Annotated in this window: 15 protein-coding genes and 5 pseudogenes; 6 read left to right on the forward strand and 14 right to left on the reverse strand. The window is 64.7% G+C overall.

Translation table 11 applies throughout. The features are described from left to right. Positions 1 to 171 precede the first annotated feature (171 nt). Complete coding sequence (locus C4F17_RS27870; protein WP_106937777.1) at positions 172 to 1,521, reverse strand: dicarboxylate/amino acid:cation symporter; 1,350 nt, start codon at positions 1,519 to 1,521, stop codon at positions 172 to 174. Between the two features lie 776 nt (positions 1,522 to 2,297). On the opposite strand from C4F17_RS27870, the gene C4F17_RS27875 reads away from it, so the two are divergent. After that, positions 2,298 to 3,281, forward strand: coding sequence for a tyrosine-type recombinase/integrase (locus C4F17_RS27875; RefSeq protein ID WP_234383105.1), 984 nt, complete (start codon positions 2,298 to 2,300; stop codon positions 3,279 to 3,281). A gap of 163 nt (positions 3,282 to 3,444) precedes the next feature. Here the strand turns inward: C4F17_RS27875 and C4F17_RS27880 are convergent. The 3 genes and pseudogenes from C4F17_RS27880 to C4F17_RS33565 all read right to left on the reverse strand — a co-directional run. Continuing rightward, positions 3,445 to 3,642: pseudogene (locus C4F17_RS27880) on the reverse strand (IS3 family transposase); the annotation flags it as partial. A gap of 600 nt (positions 3,643 to 4,242) precedes the next feature. Further along, on the reverse strand, positions 4,243 to 5,295 hold the full coding sequence (locus C4F17_RS27885) for a relaxase/mobilization nuclease domain-containing protein (RefSeq protein WP_234383108.1): 1,053 nt from the start codon (positions 5,293 to 5,295) through the stop codon (positions 4,243 to 4,245). A gap of 46 nt (positions 5,296 to 5,341) precedes the next feature. Then, positions 5,342 to 5,917 carry a hypothetical protein gene (locus C4F17_RS33565; RefSeq protein WP_234383109.1) on the reverse strand — a complete coding sequence of 192 codons (576 nt, stop codon included), beginning with the start codon at positions 5,915 to 5,917 and terminating at the stop codon, positions 5,342 to 5,344. A gap of 364 nt (positions 5,918 to 6,281) precedes the next feature. Here C4F17_RS33565 and C4F17_RS27895 point away from each other — a divergent pair. Then, a pseudogene (locus C4F17_RS27895) lies at positions 6,282 to 6,992 on the forward strand (ATP-binding protein). 424 nt (positions 6,993 to 7,416) lie between these two features. On the opposite strand, the gene C4F17_RS27900 reads toward C4F17_RS27895, so the two are convergent. From C4F17_RS27900 to C4F17_RS33230, 4 genes and pseudogenes are all read right to left on the reverse strand, one after another. Next, positions 7,417 to 7,932 carry a DUF3237 domain-containing protein gene (locus tag C4F17_RS27900; RefSeq protein ID WP_234383110.1) on the reverse strand — a complete coding sequence of 172 codons (516 nt, stop codon included), beginning with the start codon at positions 7,930 to 7,932 and terminating at the stop codon, positions 7,417 to 7,419. 130 nt (positions 7,933 to 8,062) lie between these two features. Continuing rightward, positions 8,063 to 8,680, reverse strand: a pseudogene (locus C4F17_RS27905) (PhzF family phenazine biosynthesis protein); the annotation flags it as partial. Between the two features lie 72 nt (positions 8,681 to 8,752). After that, positions 8,753 to 9,613, reverse strand: coding sequence for a prephenate dehydratase (locus C4F17_RS27910; RefSeq protein WP_442805206.1), 861 nt, complete (start codon positions 9,611 to 9,613; stop codon positions 8,753 to 8,755). Between the two features lie 479 nt (positions 9,614 to 10,092). After that, positions 10,093 to 10,394, reverse strand: a pseudogene (locus C4F17_RS33230) (DUF2958 domain-containing protein); the annotation flags it as partial. A gap of 344 nt (positions 10,395 to 10,738) precedes the next feature. Here C4F17_RS33230 and C4F17_RS27925 point away from each other — a divergent pair. Then, positions 10,739 to 11,329: a hypothetical protein gene (locus tag C4F17_RS27925; protein WP_081266186.1), complete on the forward strand. Its 591-nt coding sequence runs from the start codon at positions 10,739 to 10,741 to the stop codon at positions 11,327 to 11,329. 497 nt (positions 11,330 to 11,826) lie between these two features. On the opposite strand, the gene C4F17_RS27930 is transcribed toward C4F17_RS27925, so the two are convergent. The 4 genes from C4F17_RS27930 to C4F17_RS27945 all read right to left on the reverse strand — a co-directional run bounded on the left by C4F17_RS27930 (position 11,827) and on the right by C4F17_RS27945 (position 15,546). Continuing rightward, positions 11,827 to 12,219: an ATPase gene (locus C4F17_RS27930; RefSeq protein WP_106937784.1), complete on the reverse strand. Its 393-nt coding sequence runs from the start codon at positions 12,217 to 12,219 to the stop codon at positions 11,827 to 11,829. Positions 12,220 to 12,496: 277 nt separating this feature from the next. Beyond that, positions 12,497 to 13,150, reverse strand: a complete 654-nt coding sequence (locus C4F17_RS27935; RefSeq protein ID WP_106937785.1) for a JAB domain-containing protein — start codon at positions 13,148 to 13,150, stop codon at positions 12,497 to 12,499. Positions 13,151 to 13,779: 629 nt separating this feature from the next. Next, on the reverse strand, positions 13,780 to 14,739 hold the full coding sequence (locus tag C4F17_RS27940) for an ArdC family protein (RefSeq protein ID WP_234383112.1): 960 nt from the start codon (positions 14,737 to 14,739) through the stop codon (positions 13,780 to 13,782). Positions 14,740 to 15,024: 285 nt separating this feature from the next. Beyond that, positions 15,025 to 15,546 (reverse strand): helix-turn-helix domain-containing protein, encoded by a 522-nt coding sequence (locus tag C4F17_RS27945; protein WP_234383172.1) that lies wholly within the window; start codon positions 15,544 to 15,546, stop codon positions 15,025 to 15,027. A gap of 294 nt (positions 15,547 to 15,840) precedes the next feature. Between C4F17_RS27945 and C4F17_RS27950 the strand changes: the two genes are divergently transcribed. From C4F17_RS27950 to C4F17_RS33820, 3 genes and pseudogenes are all read left to right on the forward strand, one after another. Then, positions 15,841 to 16,032 carry a helix-turn-helix domain-containing protein gene (locus tag C4F17_RS27950; RefSeq protein ID WP_240204960.1) on the forward strand — a complete coding sequence of 64 codons (192 nt, stop codon included), beginning with the start codon at positions 15,841 to 15,843 and terminating at the stop codon, positions 16,030 to 16,032. A gap of 350 nt (positions 16,033 to 16,382) precedes the next feature. Then, positions 16,383 to 16,757 carry an Imm1 family immunity protein gene (locus C4F17_RS27955; RefSeq protein WP_199852015.1) on the forward strand — a complete coding sequence of 125 codons (375 nt, stop codon included), beginning with the start codon at positions 16,383 to 16,385 and terminating at the stop codon, positions 16,755 to 16,757. 47 nt (positions 16,758 to 16,804) lie between these two features. Beyond that, a pseudogene (locus tag C4F17_RS33820) lies at positions 16,805 to 17,082 on the forward strand (transposase); the annotation flags it as partial. 580 nt (positions 17,083 to 17,662) lie between these two features. On the opposite strand, the gene C4F17_RS27965 reads toward C4F17_RS33820, so the two are convergent. Continuing rightward, positions 17,663 to 18,445 (reverse strand): SDR family oxidoreductase, encoded by a 783-nt coding sequence (locus C4F17_RS27965; RefSeq protein WP_106937788.1) that lies wholly within the window; start codon positions 18,443 to 18,445, stop codon positions 17,663 to 17,665. Beyond that, on the reverse strand, positions 18,442 to 18,768 hold the full coding sequence (locus tag C4F17_RS27970; RefSeq protein WP_106937789.1) for a nuclear transport factor 2 family protein: 327 nt from the start codon (positions 18,766 to 18,768) through the stop codon (positions 18,442 to 18,444). Before C4F17_RS27970 ends, C4F17_RS27965 begins: the two co-directional genes overlap by 4 nt. Between the last annotated feature and the right edge of the window lie 31 nt (positions 18,769 to 18,799).

The following is an 18,799-nucleotide window of genomic DNA, read 5'->3' on the forward strand; positions in this document are numbered from 1 at the left end:
GCGTTATTGCACAAGGCCGTGGGGCGCGCATCGGTGCCTGCCCGGTGACGGGCGGGCAGTAAGTGAAAGATGAGGTGGGCCGCGGACCGCATACCACCGAGTATCGGGGCGGACGGCCGCCTGATCTTGCTGTCGCGCGCCGCCTCGCCGCTTGCGAGACAGCGACGGCGCTCAGCGCACCGAGCCGGCGGGCATGTGTGCCTCGGTGGCGTCGAGCACGCGCTCGGGCTCGTCGGCTTCCAGCGGACTTTCCTGGTTCAGGTGCTGGTGCATGCGCACTGTGTCGAGGTCGCCGGTCCACTTGGCGACCACGATGGTGGCCACGCCGTTGCCGATCAAGTTGGTGAGCGCACGGGCTTCCGACATGAAGCGGTCGATGCCCAGGATGAGCGCGAGCCCCGCCACCGGTACGTGGCCCACAGCCGACAGCGTGGCTGCCAGCACGATGAAGCCGCTGCCCGTGACGCCTGCGGCCCCCTTCGATGTGAGCAGCAGCACCGCCAGCAGCGTGAGCTGCTGCGTGAGCGTCATGTCGGTGTTGGTGGCCTGCGCGATGAATACAGCCGCCATCGTCAGGTAGATCGACGTGCCGTCGAGGTTGAACGAGTAGCCCGTGGGCACCACCAGGCCGACCACAGACTTCTTCGCGCCCAGATTCTCGAGCTTGGCCATCATGCGCGGCAGCACCGATTCGCTGGACGACGTGCCCAGCACGATCAGCAGTTCTTCCTTGATGTACTTGATGAACTTCCAGATGCTGAAACCATGGGCCCTGGCGATGCCCCCGAGCACCACGAAAATGAACAGCAGACAGGTCGCGTAGAAAGTGGCCATCAGCTGGCCCAGTTGCAGCAGTGAGCTCACGCCGTACTTGCCGATGGTGAAGGCCATCGCGCCAAAGGCGCCGATGGGCGCGACCTTCATGATGTAGCCCACGATCACGAAGAGCACGTGCGAGCCCTTCTCGATCACGTCGAACACCAGCGTGCCGCGCCCGCCGAAGCGGTGCAGCGCAAAGCCGAACAGCACGGCAATCAGCAGAACCTGCAGGATCTCGCCCTTGGCGAAGGCGTCGACCAGCGTGTTGGGGATGATGTTCAGGATGAAATCGGTGGTGCTCTGCATCTTTCCAGGGCCCGTGTAGGCCGCGATGCTCTTGGTGTCGAGCTGGCTCACGTCCACGTTCATGCCCGCACCGGGCCGCACGATGTTGATGATGACCAGGCCCACCACCAGCGCGATGCTGGAGACGATCTCAAAGTAAAGCAGCGCCAGGCCGCCGGTCTTGCCGACCTTCTTCATGTCCTCCATGCCGGCGATGCCGACCACCACCGTGCAGAAGATGATCGGCGCGATGATCATCTTGATGAGCTTGATGAAGCCGTCGCCCAGCGGCTTCATCGACGCGCCGGTGTCCGGGTAGAAATGCCCCAGAAGCACACCGAGCACGATCGCGGTGATGACCTGGAAGTACAGGGACTTGTAGAAGGGTTTGGGTGCGGATTGGGATTGGTTGTCCACGGAGGGTCTCCTAGAAATTGTCGGGGGCCGGCAGGGGCGAGGCATGGCGTGGCAAGGTCGGCGACGGCACAGTGGTGCCGTACATCTCGCCCGTGGGGACGAGCTCGCCCATGTGGCTCATCGGCCTGTCTCCTGTGTCATGGCCGCGACTCGCATCGGACATGCGGCGGGCCTTGTCCCTCAGCAATCGACATGCCACGGCCCCGGCGCACGCAGAAATGCGCTAAGTCGTTGATTTTTCGAGGGCTCCTGCAGACGAAGGAGCGCTGTCGCGCCGACATCCCGGATGAAGCGGTGACGAGCCGTCCGGCCATCCGGATCAACGGATGAGTACAAACCCTAGGGTTGCATCCTGGTCGCGGCGAACGCTCGGTGTGGATGAGATCCCCGACGACCTTTGAGCGCGGCTGATGACCGCCGCGCTGAAGGAGAGCTGCCGGACCTCGAGAAGCTTGGCCGAAATCGTCGTCCAGGAATGCGGCCTGTCCGAAGCGGCACTGACACTGCTGTTCCCTGTCGAGCACAAGCGCGGTCTTGGAGTTGCACCTAACCTCTCCCCTCGCCGCTTGGCCCCATCTTTTGTCTGCCGCGAAAGCCCTGAATAGAGTCAGTTAAAAAAAGACTAACGGCATTGGCCGCAAAAGAAACCAGTTTTCCGAAAGCAAGTCGCGCAACTCCCATATTGATGCATGCCGTTAGTATGTTTATCATCCTGAACCATGGCCGCCGCCCCACCACCTCCTCGCCGTGCCGACGCTCCCCACCCTACAGGAAACGTGACTGCCTTCGGGGAAGCTTTCGAGGCTTGGCTCTCCGACCAGCGCGACTCGGGCCTGCTGCGTCAGGAAGGCTCGGTTTCCGTCTACCAAGACATGTGGCAAGCCTTTGTGGCCTGGTGCCTGGGACAGTCCCCTGTGGTGAGCCTGTCCAGCCTGGATCTGGCTGACCTGCAGGCATTCCAAGCAGCACGCTTCGGTCGCAAGACCTCGGATCAGTCGCTCACCCCCCGCTATGCACTGCGGCTGATACGACTGATCGACAGGGTGCTCCGCCACCATGCAGCGAGAACCGATACCAAGGTCAACACGGCTGCGGCAAACTGGCTGGCGGCCAATCCCGAGGTCCGCTATGCAGATGCCTCGCATGCCGATCCGCTGCCGGAGTACCTCTCGCCGAGCGAAGCCGGGCAGCTCATCGCCTTTCTTTCGGCCGCCCGACCACGGCCCGGCACTGTGCGAGAAACTCAGCCAGCGCTGCCCTGGCAGGAAGTCCGCAACCGCGTGTCCGTGGCTTTGCAGCTCGGCGCCGGGCTCACGCCGGGCGACGTGCGGGCGTTGACGCTCGCCTCGCCTCTCACGCAAGGCGGCAACGCACGCGAGCGACCGTGGAAGCTTCATGTGCCTGGAAACGGCAATTCACCGGCGCGCGAAACGCCGGTGGCGCCCTGGGCTGCGGAGCTGCTGCGGCACTGGCTGACTGTGCGAGCAGAGTCAGGTGTAACGGGACAATACCTGTTCCCGTCCACGCGCAGCGGCAAGCAATGGCAAAAGCCCTCTCAGTACGAGCGCGCGAGACAAGTGCTCGAAGACGCCGGCGTGAGCTCTCGAGAAGGCGGATCGTTCCGCCTGCGGCACACCTTTGCCCTTAGGCAATTGCGACGAGGAACATCGCCGGAGGAGGTAGCCCGATGGCTGGGCATCGAGCCGGGGAAGATGAGGCGCTACGAACGGGTGCTACCGGCCTTGGTCGAGGTGGTCTGAGTAGAGGTTTGTGAGGTGCGCCAAGTCGCGATTCCGCCCGCAGATCGAATGGGCCCGTAGTAACCGTCCGCTCACCGACTCGCGGAGGGTCGCTTGGGCATTGCTTGTTGATTTCCATGCAATCCTGACCCACGGGGGGTGCGGATAAAAACTTGGACTGGTTTTATGCCGCAAGTCTAAGGCTCACCCGGTACTCGATAGGGCTGAGAGAGCCAAGGGAGATCTTGATCTACTTCTCGTTGTACCAGCGGATGTACGAGTCGACCACCTCGATGAAGTGCTCAATGGTGGCGTTCTTCCAGTCTCGAGGATAGAACAGCTCATTCTTCAGCCGTCCGAAGAGGCCTTCGCAAGCTGCGTTAGCTGCCGCCCTCTGTTGCTTCGAGAACTTGGCTGCTCGGCCCGTAAAGCCCGTCGGCAAGTCGAGCTTCTGCTGGTCTTCGTTGTACCAGCCCTTCAGAGAATTCTTTGTTGGATAACCCAACTGACGGATAGTGGGTCTGACGCGTTTGCCAAGCTTGATGTAGAGCTCAACGGATCGAATCCGATCTTCGTATGCTCCCCCGCAGCCGCTGGGTCTTCTACGCCTTCTATCCGGCACACCTCTCGCTGCTCGCAGTGGTACAGCAGCGGGTGTGAAGTACCTCAACCGCAGCAGCGATAGCTCTCAACAACCCATTTCTCCACGTGACTTTCGCATTCGCGCTCCGGACATCCATTTCGCCTGTCCGACGCAGAAGCTCCCGTCTCACATCGAACAGGAAGCTCATGGCGCCCGCCCACTGTTAAAGCTACTCCCCTTGCCATGAACAAAAAGGACGCCAGCCGCAGCAACAGATGCCTGCTCAGCTTTCGTCACTTGACAGCCGAGGCTTGCATTCATTCGGGAAAGAATCGCAGAATACACCGCCATCGGCGACAGCTCACGCCGAGGCCTTGGCGGCAGCCGTCGCTCACGGGCTTACCGGGCCTGCTCGTCCGCTGATCTGGTACTCGTGCGCTCCGAAGTTTGGCTTCTGACCTGCTCGCTCCAGCGATCGGCCATTCGCCGCGCATCGGTCTCTACGACCGGCATACGCGCGATGAAGCGATCAACACGGTCCGCCAGATCGCCCTGCCCTTGCCTTCGAAGCACCTCTGCCGTGGCAAGCCAATCTGCGACCACGGCTCCTCGTGTACGTTGCATCACATCCTTGCCAATGTCCAAGACACTGCGTCTTGAGCGTAGGGCCTGAAGCACGCCTTTCAGCTTCAGGAGCATGAAGACTGAAGTCTTCGGCGGTTTGCGAGCCGCCCGTTCGCCGCTCGGCAACTGCTCAAACGTTCGAAGCGCCCGCAATCGGTGAAGCATCGCGTCTCTGAACGGCTTGCGAATCTGCCCCCGAATCTGTCGCGGCGTCGCATTGGCTGCCACGCCCTGCTCGCGCATCAGGGCGGCAAACTGCTCTCGCCATCGCCGCAACGTGTCCTTGCGGATATAGAGACGCTTGCCGAGCTCGAACTCATGCTCGCACTTGACCACCAGGTGGACGTGCGGGTGCGGCTGATCGGTGTGCAGCACCATGGCATAGCGGTATTGCAGCGCGAAGTTCTCGCGCGCGAACAGGCGCGATGCGGCCAGAACCTTTTCCGCCGGCGTGCCAGCCGGCATCGACAACACGATGTTGTGGACCAACTTCGCACGCGGGTCTTTCCGATCTCTGGTCGACTTGGGCTTGTACTGGCTCCTGCAAAGGTCCAGTTGCCAGTCCGACGCGATCTCCTGGACCGCGCCTCGACCCTGGAGCGTCAGTCCGTCATCGATTTCAATCGGCAGCTTGCCGTGCCGGCCAATGTAGCCCAGATGCGCGCCGACCCCGGCCACATCTCGTCCACCACCAGAAACCTTCACCATCACCTCAGGTGTGCGGGTCACAGTGCGCTTGATTTGTGCGATCTGGTCGACGCCAAAGCGCAAGTTGCCCCCCGGCCCTCGCCGGCCATAGCTCACGATATCGAGCGCCATGTCGCTCATTGCACGAGCCGGCCCGCAATTGCTGCGCCCAAGCCGGACCGTCTGCTTAGGCATGACCCATCTCGCTGCCGGTCTCCCAGCTGACAAGGTTCCAGCGCACAACAGCAGCCGTAACTTCACATGCCATCTCGACTTCTTTCCGGACCAGTGTGATCACGTCGATCAGTTCGGACGTTGCCGCCGCCGAGCGGTTCGACATGCCGAACATCCGAAGCAGCCGTCCGAGCGCGGCCAGTTGTGCACAAGTCACCCTGATCTGGTCTAGTTCCTTCGGGGGCAATACCGCCGGACCACGGACATGGTTGTGGATTAGCATGGCCAAGTAGGTGCCGGTCTTCATTCGACGGGCAGCGGCTCGCTCTGCTGCCAACCTTCGATCACCCTCGCGAAGCCGCAGTGTGACGCGATCTTCGAGAGGGTCAGGGGCGATCGAAACGGGGGTGAGCGACCGCGTGGCTGACCCGCATGTCACCGGGTCGTTGGTCTTCACCACTTCGTTGATCATCGCGGCGAGCAGCCCTGCCTCGCTGAGTTCATGGCGCGCGGCCAGCGCGGCGAACCGCGCCCTCGCTTCAGGCTGCACCCGGACACCAATCACGCTTGATCGAGAGGGCTTGGTCATCGCAACGCCATGGCTGTTAACAACGTCTGACGGCAGTCTATCCTGCCCTCATCACCGCACAAGAACCTCGCTCAGCACGCGTGCCCACGACCTTCACCGCCCCCTCACGGCAGTGCAGGGAGGCGCGCCCCCGCCCCGTTTCAACCAGGGCGCGCCCGCCGTCACCGCTGCCGCCTCTCCCCCCTGTCGCCAGGCCGAACGCGTCTCGATGTTCGGCGCGCCGAACATCGACTACGACGCCTCATCTGGCGTCGACTCCGAGATCACGTGCAGCGGTGCGGGCAGCCAGCGCGAGCCTTCCAAGCTGACGGCGCAGTGCACCAAGAGCTCGGCTGAGCTTAAGGCTAGCCATGGCCTGCGCGGCATCGATGTCGCTGACCTCCTTCACGGCATCCAGCACCTTGAGGCCGATGCCGCACGGCGCGTAGCGCAGTGGCTGGGCTGGCAGGCCCAGGAGCGCGTCCGGTGAAGCCTCGAGCGGCGCCTGCGCGATACGCATATCACGCAGTTCAAGCTCATCGCAGACTTCGACTGCAGCTGGCCCACGCAGGTCGATCGCTCGGTCATCGAGGAACTCATGACGCTGCAGTTCCTCGCCGACGCCACCCACGGCGTGGGCAAGAAGATGTGCGCCTGCAACCTGGGCTGCCAGGCCATACTCTCCAGTCAAACGGCGCTGTTCGTCATCGCCGGGCAGTTGCTGGGAGACCTCGCCGCCCCGGACAGCGACTCGGCCCTGCGCAGCAAGCTGCGCCGCTACGCCGCGCCCGACGTACTGCTCATCGACGAGGTCGGCTACCTGTCCTGCTCGAACCGTCACGCCGACTTGCTTTTCGAGTTCGTGAGCCGCCGCTATCAGCACAAGAGTACCGTGGTGACAATGAAAAAGGCGTTCGCAGACTGGGGCGAGGTCTTCCCCAACGCGGCGCGCGTCGTCTCGCTCGTGGACCGCCTCATGCACCGCGTCGCGGTCATGCGTATCGAGGGCGAGTCCTATTGCGCCAAGGAAGCTCAGGAGCGGCTCGCCGCGCGCGCCGGGCAGCGCTCGGGCAAGTCTGGCAGGAGCAAGTCGTGAGCTCGCCAGGCGCCGCACCACCGCCACTACGCACGCACTGGACGCCGCAGTAGGCCCTGGCCGTCTTCGCGTGTCTGCATGTGCTGCGCGAGCAGTTGTGGTCGATGTCTGGATCGGCCGCGCAGCAGGCCTGGCGGGAACAGCTTGTGCAGCACCCGCCTGAGCCGTCCTTCGATCCGGACGAACCGTTCTGAGCTACCGCGACTCCTCCAATGCAACGCGGGCCTCTCACGGGCCCTCAGCGTTTGCGACTCACGCGGCCGGCAAACCCGCCGCCTCGCCGCCGAATTGAAGCGGATCTACGCCGCCGCCAACAGTTGGGGCCGTTCGAGCGCGGCGCTCCCGCTTGAACAAGCTAGACGACCTTGTAGACCCGGATCACCACCGCCTCGCGCTCCGGCCGCAGCGAATTGAGTGTGCCGACCTAGACGAAGTCGTTCAGCCAGCCGTACTTGCCCTCGGGCGCGGTGATTTGCAGGGTCGAGAACACGTGGCGCGGGCAGTCCTTGGGCGAGCGCGAAAGCACGGTGTTGCGCACCGAGATGATCACGCCGTCCTCGGTCTTCAGCTCGTAGATCGCATCCAGGTTCTTGGCGCCGTCGTGGCGCAGCAACTGGCGGTCGGCGCCGCCGGCCATCACCTTGCCGCGCAGGCCAGGCCCCTCGAAGCTGCCACCGATGATCGGCACCATGAAGCGCTCGCCGAAGGGCGATGCGCCCAGCGGCAGCGAAGGCGACAGGTCGACGATCGACTCGTAGACGAACTCAGTGCGCGTCAGCACGACCGGGATGCGGGCGCTGGTGGGCGTGACGGCGGCCGAGGGTGCGTCGGCCGCGGTGGCGGCAACGGCCGAGCCGGACACCGCGGCGGCCAGGCCGGCCAGCATCAGCTGGCGGCGTGACCCGGCGGGCGCGAAGGAAGTGGTGGGCGAAGGCGTCATCCGGCGGTCTCCCGGAAGCCGGCGCCACGCGGGGTCAGCGCGCCGGGCACTGTCGATCATGGTTATAGAAAAAAATCAAATAGTCGAGACTTACTCGGGCGCCCAGCCCGGGCGCCGATGCGCCGGCGCTTCAGCCCATCACGTGCGCGCAACCCGACACCCGCACGCTCGCCCCCCGCTCCGGCGTGATGCCGACGTGCAGGCGCGACCGCATGCCCATGTCCTCACCCTGCACGATCTCGATCGCGCCTGCGTGCGGCCAGCCGATGTTGCGCAGGTAGCCGCCCAGCGCCGCGGCGGCCGCGCCGGTGGCCGGGTCTTCAAGCACGCCGCCGATGGCGAAGGCATTGCGCGAATGGATCAGGCGCGGCGTCTCGGCATGGATCAGGTCGATGGTGCCGATGCCTTCGGCCGCCATCAGCGCGCGCCCGACCTTGAGTTGGTAGTGCATCGCCGCGAGGCGTTCGCGGCTGCGCAGCGCCAGCACCGGGTGATCGATGCCGGCATTGGCGATGGCGGGCGGGATCCGTGGATCCAGGTCGCCGCCGTGCAGCGTGAACAGTCGCAGCGCGGCCTGGCGCAGTGCGCCGTCGCGCCGCCCCTTGACGCTGATCCGGGCGGCATTGAGTTGGAGGGCATAGCGGGCGTCGCCCAGTCGCATCGCCAGGACGGCACCGAGCGCGATGGTCGCGTGCCCGCAGAACGCCACTTCCACTCCAGGCGCAAAGTAACGCACCCGCCAGCCGCCTTTCAGCAGGGTCCTCGACCAGTTCAGCGGCACTTCTTCAACCTGCCGGACAGACGCGCATGCATACAGGATTCAATACCTTCGAGGATAGGAGCCCAGAAGCCGGAACTCTGCGTGCTTCGCCAGCAGTTGGACGATCTGCGGCTGCGACGCATGACCCGCGACATCGACCACATACCGGTGCCCATCCAGCGACTGCTTGCCAGGGCGTTCGTAAATGGCGAGCACCCGGGCCGACCTCGCGAGCGCCTGTAGCGAACGCTGGAAGCGGGCTTCGTCGACCGTCAGCAGCAGGCTGGTCTTGTCGTTGCCGCTCGGCGCGGGCAGTGCGTGCCCCAGCACCCACCAGCGTGTGGTGTTGTGAGGTCCCTCCTCGATGCCGTCGGCGACCGACTTCAGCCCGTGGATGCGCGCCGCGCTCGGCGGCCCCATCGCCGCCATGTCCAACCCCGTCGCCTGTGCCACCAGTTGCGCCGCGGCGCCAGCACTGGCCGCGGGCCGGCGCTCGACGTGCGGCATCTGCTGGTCCAGCCAGGGTTTGACCTCCTGCAATGCCACAGGATGGGCAACGACCGTGCGTATGTCCTCCCGGCCGGCCCCCGGCTTCGCCAGCAGGCTGTAGCCGAGCACCTTGGGGTACTCCGCCACCACCTGAACGTTCTCCAGCGCCAGCACATCGTCCAGGTAGGGTGTGGCGCCGACCACCGAGGTCGTAACAGGCACACAGGCGCGCTCGATGGTCTTCGCGCGCATCGCCTCGAACAGCGCGGCCCCGTCGAGGGCGATCAGGTCGGCATCGCCGAAGAGTTCGAGACAGGCCTGGTGGGTCCAGCTGCCGGCCGGCCCCAGGTAGCCGGTGCGTACACCGGCGGCGGTGCAGAGACTCATGGACAGCATGGTAATCACGGCGGCGCATTGGGAAGGAATTTTCATGGTTGGTGCAAGACAAGAAGGCAGCAAAGCGAAAATGCGGTCCTCGGACAACGGAAGCCAGGCAGCTTGCACATCTGAATCAGGGACGACGCCATGATCCGGGTGCGGGACATCTCCCGCAACGCTTGCATGGCATGCATCTGCCGCACGTCGGCATGCCCCGCTCTTCCGGGCGCCAGGCTCATCGGCATTGCGCCGCGGGAAACCCCACGCAAGCCGGACGCGCGAGCGCAGCCGATCAGAATGACAATGTCCGACGAGATTTCCGTGTGCCTTCGATCAGGAGTGATGGCTGGTATTCGGCGCCAGCGTCCCGACGTGCGCTGGCCCGTGCGTCGACAGCCCGCGGTCCGGCAGCGGAATCGCGGCCCCTTCAAGCGCAGGCATCTCTGGCACTTGCAATGAATGCGCAGGCGACCTCGTTCCGCCCCCCCGTTGCCGAGAAACCGCCGTGCGATCGGCGCGTCGCACGCGCAGCAGGCGGCCATGCGAAGGTCTTGCTCGATCGGCAGCCCCAGCATGCCGCGCAAGCCCGGCCAGCTCCGCAAGGCTCACGCAGCCCAAGCTCCGCAAAGCCCATGCCGAGGTCGCACAGGGTGAACGCGATGTCGGGATCCTCGAGGTCGATCTCGCTGAGCAGCCAGGTGGCGCCCGCATCGGGCGTGAACAGCTTGACCACGGACAGCGGATCGAAATCCGCCTGCGCCCTCGCGGTCAGGCCGTTGGCTACCAGCTGGTCGAACTGCGCGTCGGTGAGGAAGGGAAAGATGGAAGCAGCCATGGCGTTCTCCTTGAACGGCTGAGGGCGGGATTGCCCGGCACCGCCCTCGGGCACGCCGCAGCGCAGCGGTCACGGTTCGAAGACGGCCCGCGCACCGCCAGCGCGCCACGAAGAGGCGCGCGCAGCCCTTGACGGCAAGAACGACGTGCCATGCTGAAGGCGCCCACAGCAAGCCAGCCATCCCCCTTCCGCCTTGCTTCTTGCCGTGTTTCTTTTCTGCTTCTTCAGGCGGCCACGAAGCGAGCCGATGCGGGCCGCGCCCGCGAAGCGCAGCTCACGGCCCCCGGATGCCGTCGCGTGAGCGCACGCGGTTAGGATCGACCTCTATTCACAGGAGCGAGGCAATGAAGAAAAAAGCGGGATGGCTGATCGGAATCTGCATGACCGCGGCAGCCATGACGGCAGCGGCCGGCCCCTTCGGGCTCAACGCAGGAGACACGGTCGAGACTGTGGGCAAGGTCGCACAGCTCAAGCCCACCGAGCAGCAAGGCGTCTACACGGTGAGCCGCCTTCCCAACGGTCATCCCGACCTCGACGGCTACCGGTTGATCTTCGGCACCACCACCGGGTTGTGCCGCATCGCGGCGTGGACACCGATCGCCCAATCCAGCGCATACGGTGACGAGATCCGGCGCGATTTCCGCTCCTGGCAGGAGGCCCTGACCTCGAAGTACGGCGCGCCCGAGAAGTTCGACTACCTGCGCTCCGGAAGCATCTGGAACGAACCGAAGGACTGGACGATGTCGCTCGCCAAGAAGGAGCGCAAGCTCGTCGCGTTCTGGACGCCCACGCCGCCCATCGATCAGGTCTCGAGGATCGCCGTGGAAGCGATCGCGACGAGTGCCGGCAAGTACTCGATCAACCTTGAGTACGAGTTCGACAATTTCGATGCATGCAGCGCGTCGCTCAAATCCAAGAAGAACGCCAATCTCTGATGGCACGCGGGACCTGCGCCTGCTTTGGTTCTTGCCGCCCCCTCTCTCGGGGCCGCCCCATCGTCTGACCAGACCGCGGCTGGCCAGTCGCGCCGCCAGGTTGCCGAGCTAGTCAAAGTGGCCGAAGACCTGCACGCGTGGGTGAGCGCCGGTTGCAGGCCGGCGCCGGCACGCCGCAGCGCGGAGGGTTCGAGCGACGGCCACGAGGCCGCCAGCGCGCCGCAACGAAAGAGGCAAGAGGCGCGCACAGACCTTGACGGCAAGAACGGTGTGCCACGATCAAGGAGCCAACAAGCACATCCACGCACCGCCAGCCCACGCGTCAGCGCACGGCTGGCCCGCCTTGTTTCTGCGCTCCTCCTTCGGGCATGCGCCAGCACCTGCTTGGGTTTTCGTGCATGCCCGTCGGGCAACGGAGCCCGTGATTTGCAACCGTCGCCGAAGGGAAGCGCCGCCTCGAGCTCGGCGAAGCGGCGCATCAAGCCTTCAGCGCGGCATCAATCCGCCGGCCCCACCATCGCCTGCAGCCGCTCGATCACGCCTGGCTCGACGAAGACGCAGGGCACATCGGGCGCCAGCGCAATGTTGGCCACCCTCGCGAAAACCTCGCGCTTCAGATGCGCCAGCCGCCCCGTGCGCCAGGCCTGCTCGGCCCGCATGTGGTGCTGGTCCGCCGGCACGCCGCTGCGCTCGGGGTCGCATTCGATGAGCGCGACAAAGCCTTCCTCGAACAGCTTGCGGTGCGCGTCGCACAGGCCCCAGCCTGTCACGGTGTGGCGCTCCATGCTCTGGCGCAGGCGCCTGTCGAACAGGATGCCGCCGGTATCGAAGCCGAGGCCGCATACCAGGCAGAGGTGCTGTTCCAGCGAAACGTGTGATTTTCCGTTCATGACGATCTCCGGTTGTTCGGGCGGAATTGCCCGCCGCTGGGACCGCACGGCGCAGCGCAGCAGTCAGGGGTCGACGACGGCCGCCAGGCCGCCAGCGCCGCACCGCAGCGCGCAGCCCTTGACGGCGAGAACGCCGTGCTACGGTGAAGGCCACTGCAAGACCGCCCTCCCCTTCCGGCTTCTGGGTGCGGCACGGGGCGACACGGACCGACGCGTCCATCGCACGGCCCGACCGGATGTCGCACACCCAGGGGCGCCCCAGCGCCCCCGGTCTCGCTCAGACGAGGCCGCGCTCGGCCATCGAGACCGCCCGGTTGCCGGCGACCACGAAGTGGTCGAGCACGCGCACGCCGATCAGTGCCAGCGCCGCCTTCAGGGCTTCGGTCACGTCCAGGTCCGCAGCCGACGGCTCCACGGCGCCCGAAGGGTGGTTGTGCGCCAGGATCACGGCCGCCGCGTTGTGCCGCAGCGCGCGCTTGAGCACCTCGCGCGGGTAGACCTCCGTCTGGGTCAGCGTGCCGCGAAACAGGTCCTCGAAGGCCAGCAAGGCGTGGCGCGCATCGAGGAACAGGACTGCGAAGCTCTCGTGCGCCTGTCCCGCGAAGTGCAGCTTGAGGTAGTCCGAGACGGCCGACAGGGACCGGAACGCCTCGCCCGGGCGCAGTTCCTCGGCCAGCAGTTCCCGCGCCAAGCGCAGCCCGCACAGCAGCTGCGCGCACCCCGGCAGCGAAGAGTCCTGCGCAAAACAGACCAGCTTGTGCAGCGAGCGGCCCTGCGCCGTGTACAGCCCCTCGGCCTCGGCACCGAGAAACGGACGCAGCGCGTCGAGCACGCCCAGCTCGCGTGCCGTGAAGACGCCGGACGATGCGGCGGAACAAAGCGACGACGGCCCGGACGCAGAAGGATCGACGGGGCATGAGGATGTGTTCATGACGAACTCCTGTGGATGACACAGGCGGGATTGCCTGCGAGACCCCGCCACCCCCTCGCAGCGCAGCGCTCAGGGCCGCCGCAGGCGCGCGGCACGCGCCGAGCACGCGAAGCGCGCGCAGGGCCTTGAACGCGAGAACGAGGGGGTAGCCTCAGGGCTCACAGGCAAGCCCTCCCCCACCCGAAAAGAGGCCACGGAGGTGCCCGCCTCCGACCCCATTCGCCGCCGTGCGGCGAGCGCCGTCACAGGCCGCAGGCAGGTCCGACAGGAACAGGATGCCCAGGGGGCGCAGGCGCAGCCCCCGCACCCTCCCCAGCGATCCAGGCGCAGCGGCAGCGCGCGATCGAACCGTCAAGCCTTGTCCGTGACCACTGTGAGGTGCCGCTTCGGGGGCCTCCCTCTCAGCGTGAACACCATCGACGCGACGGCACCGGCCGGACCTCGCTCGCCTCGATCCCGGGCAGTGTCTGCGCGTCGAACCGAGGCGAGCCCTCTGCCCTCGCCTCGACCACCTTGGCACCGGCCCCTTGAGGCCGCATTCGGTGATCGATCAGAACCGTCAAAGACCGCACGATACGGCAGCGACGATGCGGCCCCGTGCCCTGGCAGCCCATGAGCGAAACCGCCTCTCAGCCACGATCGAACGGCCGGGACGAGCCCAATGGTGCTAGCTGCGGCATCTCCCTGGCAACGATGAACGCGAAGGCTGCGCTCGCATCGCGTGCGGCTGCGAAAATGGCGCTCGGGTCGCTGCGCAGCATCCGCAGCCACGCATCGAGATAGGAAGAAGCGGCATGCCCTTGCATGCCCCCCCCGGTCAGGCCGCAATGGCCCATGAGGAAGATGCTGCCGAGTTCGGCCACCAGCTCCTCGAATACCCAGGCCGCCTCGCCCGTGCAGCGTCCGAAGTCGCGGTCCAGCCGGCTCGCATGGCCGCTCCAGTGCACCAGCGCGCGCAGCAAGGCCGCGCAGTGGGCCTGCGCGCTCGCGAAGCTCGCGGGCCACGGCAGGCGGATCTCGTCGAGCACCGGCAGGTAGGCGGCGCGTTCATAACCATGGCGGATGACCGCGTCGCAGCCGCACAGCAGGCGCAGCACACGTTCGACGGGCGAGAAGGACGACGGCAGCGTCGCCTCCTCGGCGCAGCGCGCGAGAACCTCGGGCGGCAGCCCATCGATCTGCGCGACGTTGAAGAGCCAGAACGGCTCGCACCGCAGCACGCCGCGCGACCGCGGCACACCCCGCGCCCTCCCCGCCTTCGGACCTTCCACATCCCCGGCGGGATTGCCACCTCCCGCACCACCTCCCGCACCACCACCACGCCCGCTACGCGCGAACCGCGCACACAGCACTGCCCGCTCTCCCCGGCGCACCTGGGCACCGAGGCCGGCGGCCTGCCGGTAGGTCAGCCACACGTTGGAGGCATAGCCCTGTGCGGCCATAACCTCCAGCAGCAACAGCACATTGATGCCACGGTACGGCACCCCGGTCCGCCCATTGCGCGGCATCCCGTGCATCGCCGCGCGCCCCCAACGATCGCGGAACACGGACTCGCCCGAAGCAAGCACTGCGGCGACCCGATCGGTCACGACCCGCTGGACATCCATATCCCCGCGCCCGCGAGGACGACCGCCGCGAAACGGGCTACCCGATCTCCCCTCACCTGCGGCAGCCCGGAGATCACGCTTGCGCACAAAAGGAACTGGCGTCAATGACAACGAAGGACTCGCATGCATGGCAGATACCTCCAGCAGAGCGCGCCGCAGCGCGAGAATTGACCGAACGTCGGACCCGCGATACCTTCCCCGACATCACAAGCGCGAGCGATGCCTCTGTCGGACAGCGGCCCCAGGGCAAGCCCTACAGGGCCTCAACTACGCCCTGAGCGTGAACACCACCGAGAGGTACGACACCGGACCCGAATGGATCGCCTCGATGCCATGCAGCGCCGTCGCATCGAACAGCAGCGTGTCCCCCGCATTCACCTCGAACGCTTTCGAACCGTAGCGGTAGGTGACAGCCCCTGACAAGAAGTACAGGCACTTGAGCCCCGGGTGCTGGAAGGTCACGTAGGGCCCGGCCTCCGGCATCAGCGTGACCAGGTAGGGCTCCACGAACAGGTTGCCCGACAGCGAGTGTCCGAGCAGCTCATACCGGTAGCCCGCCACGGCGCCGATGCGATCGACCACCAGCCCCTGCCCTGCACGCACATGGCAGAAGTCCGTGCGCCGGGCCTGATCCCCGAAAAAGCGCGACACGGGCACCTGCAAGCCCTGCGCGAGCCGCTCCAGCGTCGCCACCGAAGGCGAGACCAATCCGCGCTCGATGCGCGAACGCATCGAGGCCGAGATCTCCGACGCTAGCGCCAGTTGCCCGCCAGACAGCCCCGCCGCCATGCGAAGCGCCCTCACCTGCGCACCAATACGAGCGGCGGACAGGCTGCGTACAACAGGTGCGGGTCGCTGGGGCCGCGCGCGCGTGATCGACGCCGGCAGCTTCGGCAAGTGCCCCGTAGGAAACGGAGATGGAAGCCAGACATTTCGCATGAACACAGACCCATTGCAGAAGCATTCAGCAGGTCTATTGACTGTGACTCAAACACGGCTGACTTAAAAGCATCTTTCTCGAAGACTTCCACTGTGACTAGTTCTAGGAATTCTTCGAAGCAACCCGCAGCCTCGGCAAGAGAAGTGCTTGCGTTGAATTTGATCCGGCAACGCGGATTGAGGGGATGGTCACAGGAGGCCCTGGCGTTCGAGGCAGGACTGCATCGGACCTTCGTCGCTCACGTTGAACGTCAGGCTCGCAACATTTCACTTGACAATCTTGAGCGTCTCGCAGTGGCATTGGAGCTCAGGCCGTATCAGCTTCTTGAAGAGTAAATGCCGTTTCTCTTCCGAGGCGATCATAGAAATTCGTCTTACGTGAAGCGCGCACCAAGGCGCACTACACCCGGGGTGCGTTTGCACGCACCGCAGACCCAAGAGCGGATCGATAGTAAAAATATGGCACCGAAGCGCCGCTGCGGCGCTCGCCCCGCCTGCATCAACAACACCTTCTGTTGATTTCCATGGAATCCTGACCCACGGGGGGTGCGGCGATCCCAAGGGCACCTCGGTACTCGACGGGGCTGCAAGCGCCCAGTGAACTCTTGATGCGTTGCTAGTTGTACGAGCGAGGGCCTGCATACCGCGGGACAACATATCATGTTCAAAACGATAGGAGCCGAAGGGTGATCGAAATCATGCTCAATGGCCGTTCTCTGGAGGCAGCCTCGCTCGAGCAACTGGATGTTTACTTTGACTTGGTCAACGCCGTTCCACAGTTCGAGCTGTGGGTGTCAGTGCTGGAGGGCCCGTCGATGTGCATGCTGCGCAATGGCCAGAGCGCTTGGCTGATGTACCTTCGAGGATCAGGTGACAGTGGCTTCAGATCGTGTGGTGAGCCAGGCCGACTCGGGGACGAGAATTTCGTGTTGAATAACGGACAGGTTGATGAGTACCCGCTGTCGTGGTGCATTGATCTTGAGCAGTGCTACAAGGCTATCGCCTACTTCTATCTGAACGATGGCGCGAGGCCCGAATGCATCACGTGGCATGAGGAATAGTGACGGTCTTCAGAGCCAGTACGTTCAGTGCAAGATCCAAACCCATAATTGCCCAACACGTTACGCCGCCGAGACGACTCGGCTTGGGCCCGAATCTGTCGACGAAGAAGGCACGCAAGCGCAAGTTCCTTGAGGAGATGGATCGGTTGGTTCAGTGGAATGCGCTGGAGTAAATTGTCGAGCCGCACAGCACGCGGGCCAGGACAGGACGCCCAACCTTTGCCGTCGAGACGATGCTGCGGATTCACCATATGCAGCAATGGTTCGGGTCGAGCGACCCTGCTATGGAGGAAGCACTGCACGATGTGCGTTGTACCGAGAGTTCGATGCACGCGGCATTCGGCGACTCGGTCTATCGGGGCACGCACAAGTGAGCGGAGGCTGCGGGACGGACCTGGCACGTGGCGATGCGCCCGGGCAATCGCAGGCTGCTGAATCCGTTCATTGAACCTGACTTCGTGGCCGAGTGGGTGAAAAAGATGAACGCCAGCATCCGAGCCAAGGTCGAACACCCGTGCCAAGTGCGGAGGGCGCTTGCAGCACTCGAATCTGGCTGATAAAGCCCATGTGAGCGTGTCTGGTGCCGCGGAACGATGTTGGAATTGATCGCCCGCATGGCTCGCCGTCACCCAATTCAATCCGCTGCGATTGCAAACCACGTTCTGCAGACCATCCCTGGAAAAACTGCCACGAGTAAAGCGAGGACGTCAGATGCTGCCCCTTCAATCGAGGACCAATTCTTGGGCGGCGCCAACAGGACAAGGTCTGCTTGTCACGCATCATCGAATGCTTCGATGGGATAGTGGCGAGTTGAGAAAGTTCTGCTGCCACGACGCTGCTCGCACCAGGCGGACATCGCGCGGAAACCGCGCGATGTCCGCACGACGCTGGCTTGACAAGCACGGCTATACAGTCGGGACTGTTCCGCCATCAATCACGTGTTCCGAGCCCGACACCGATCCCGCGCGCGGCGACACCAGGAAGGTGATCAGGTCTGCGACCTCCGTCGGCGTGGCAGGCCGCCCGACCGGAATTCCGCCTAGCCAGTCCATGACCATCTTCTTCCCACCTTCGTAGTCGGTCCCTGCTTCAGCACCCATTCGCTGGGCGAACACGATCGACGCTTCCGTTTCAATCCAGCCGGGTGAGACGCGCAGAACGCGGACACCTTTGGGCGCGACCTCCTTCGACAAGGACTTACTGTAGGTCGAAAGGGCACCCTTGGCAGCCGCGTAGGCGGTGGTCGATTCTGGAAGCGGAAGCACACGCTGGATTGAGGTCACATGGAGCACGACGCCTGCTCCTTTGGCCAACATCGCCGGCAGCAACGCACGGTCAAGACGAACTGCGGACATGAAGTTCAGGTTGAACTCGTTGAACCATACCGCATCATCGAGTGCGGCAAACCCGCCTGCTGGCGCGCTCGAACCGCCCACGGAGTTGATCAGGATATCGACACCGCCCCAACGCTGCTTCACCGCGCGCGCCAGCTCGGTCACTCCTTCCCCGGTCGCGAGGTCGGTCTGGACGTAGGTCACTCCTTCCAGCGGATTCTCTGGTGCAGCGCGCGCACTGGTCATGACCTGCACGCCGACCTCTCGGAGACCCTTAACGAGTGCAGCACCCAGACCCTTGGTGCCGCCCGTGACCAGGGCACGCTGCCCTTGCAGTTGGAGGTCGAAGTTCATGCCGTGATCTCCAGCGATGCGATCAGGCCGCGTTCCAGGCGAAACCGGTACGACAGATCGATGGGGCTACCGGGGAAGTTGCCAGTGACCTTGGCGCGGACAATCTGGAAGTCATCCTCACGCTCCAATGCAAACGGCATGCTTGTGGCGCTGTACTTGGCGGACGCCTCAGCGATGAAGGCCTTGATGGCATCAACGCCCGCGTAGGTGTGGCCGTCGTCTTTCATGACGGCTTGCGCTGTGAAGCAACGCGCAAGAGCTTCGGGTTTGTGCTCGGCCGCGAAGTAAGCGGCAATGGGCTCAGGAAGGGTCAAGCTGTTCATCTCGATGGCTCCATGCAGTGAACGAAGGCTT

This window comes from Variovorax sp. PMC12 (assembly GCF_003019815.1).
Taxonomy (GTDB): Bacteria; Pseudomonadota; Gammaproteobacteria; order Burkholderiales; family Burkholderiaceae_C; genus Variovorax.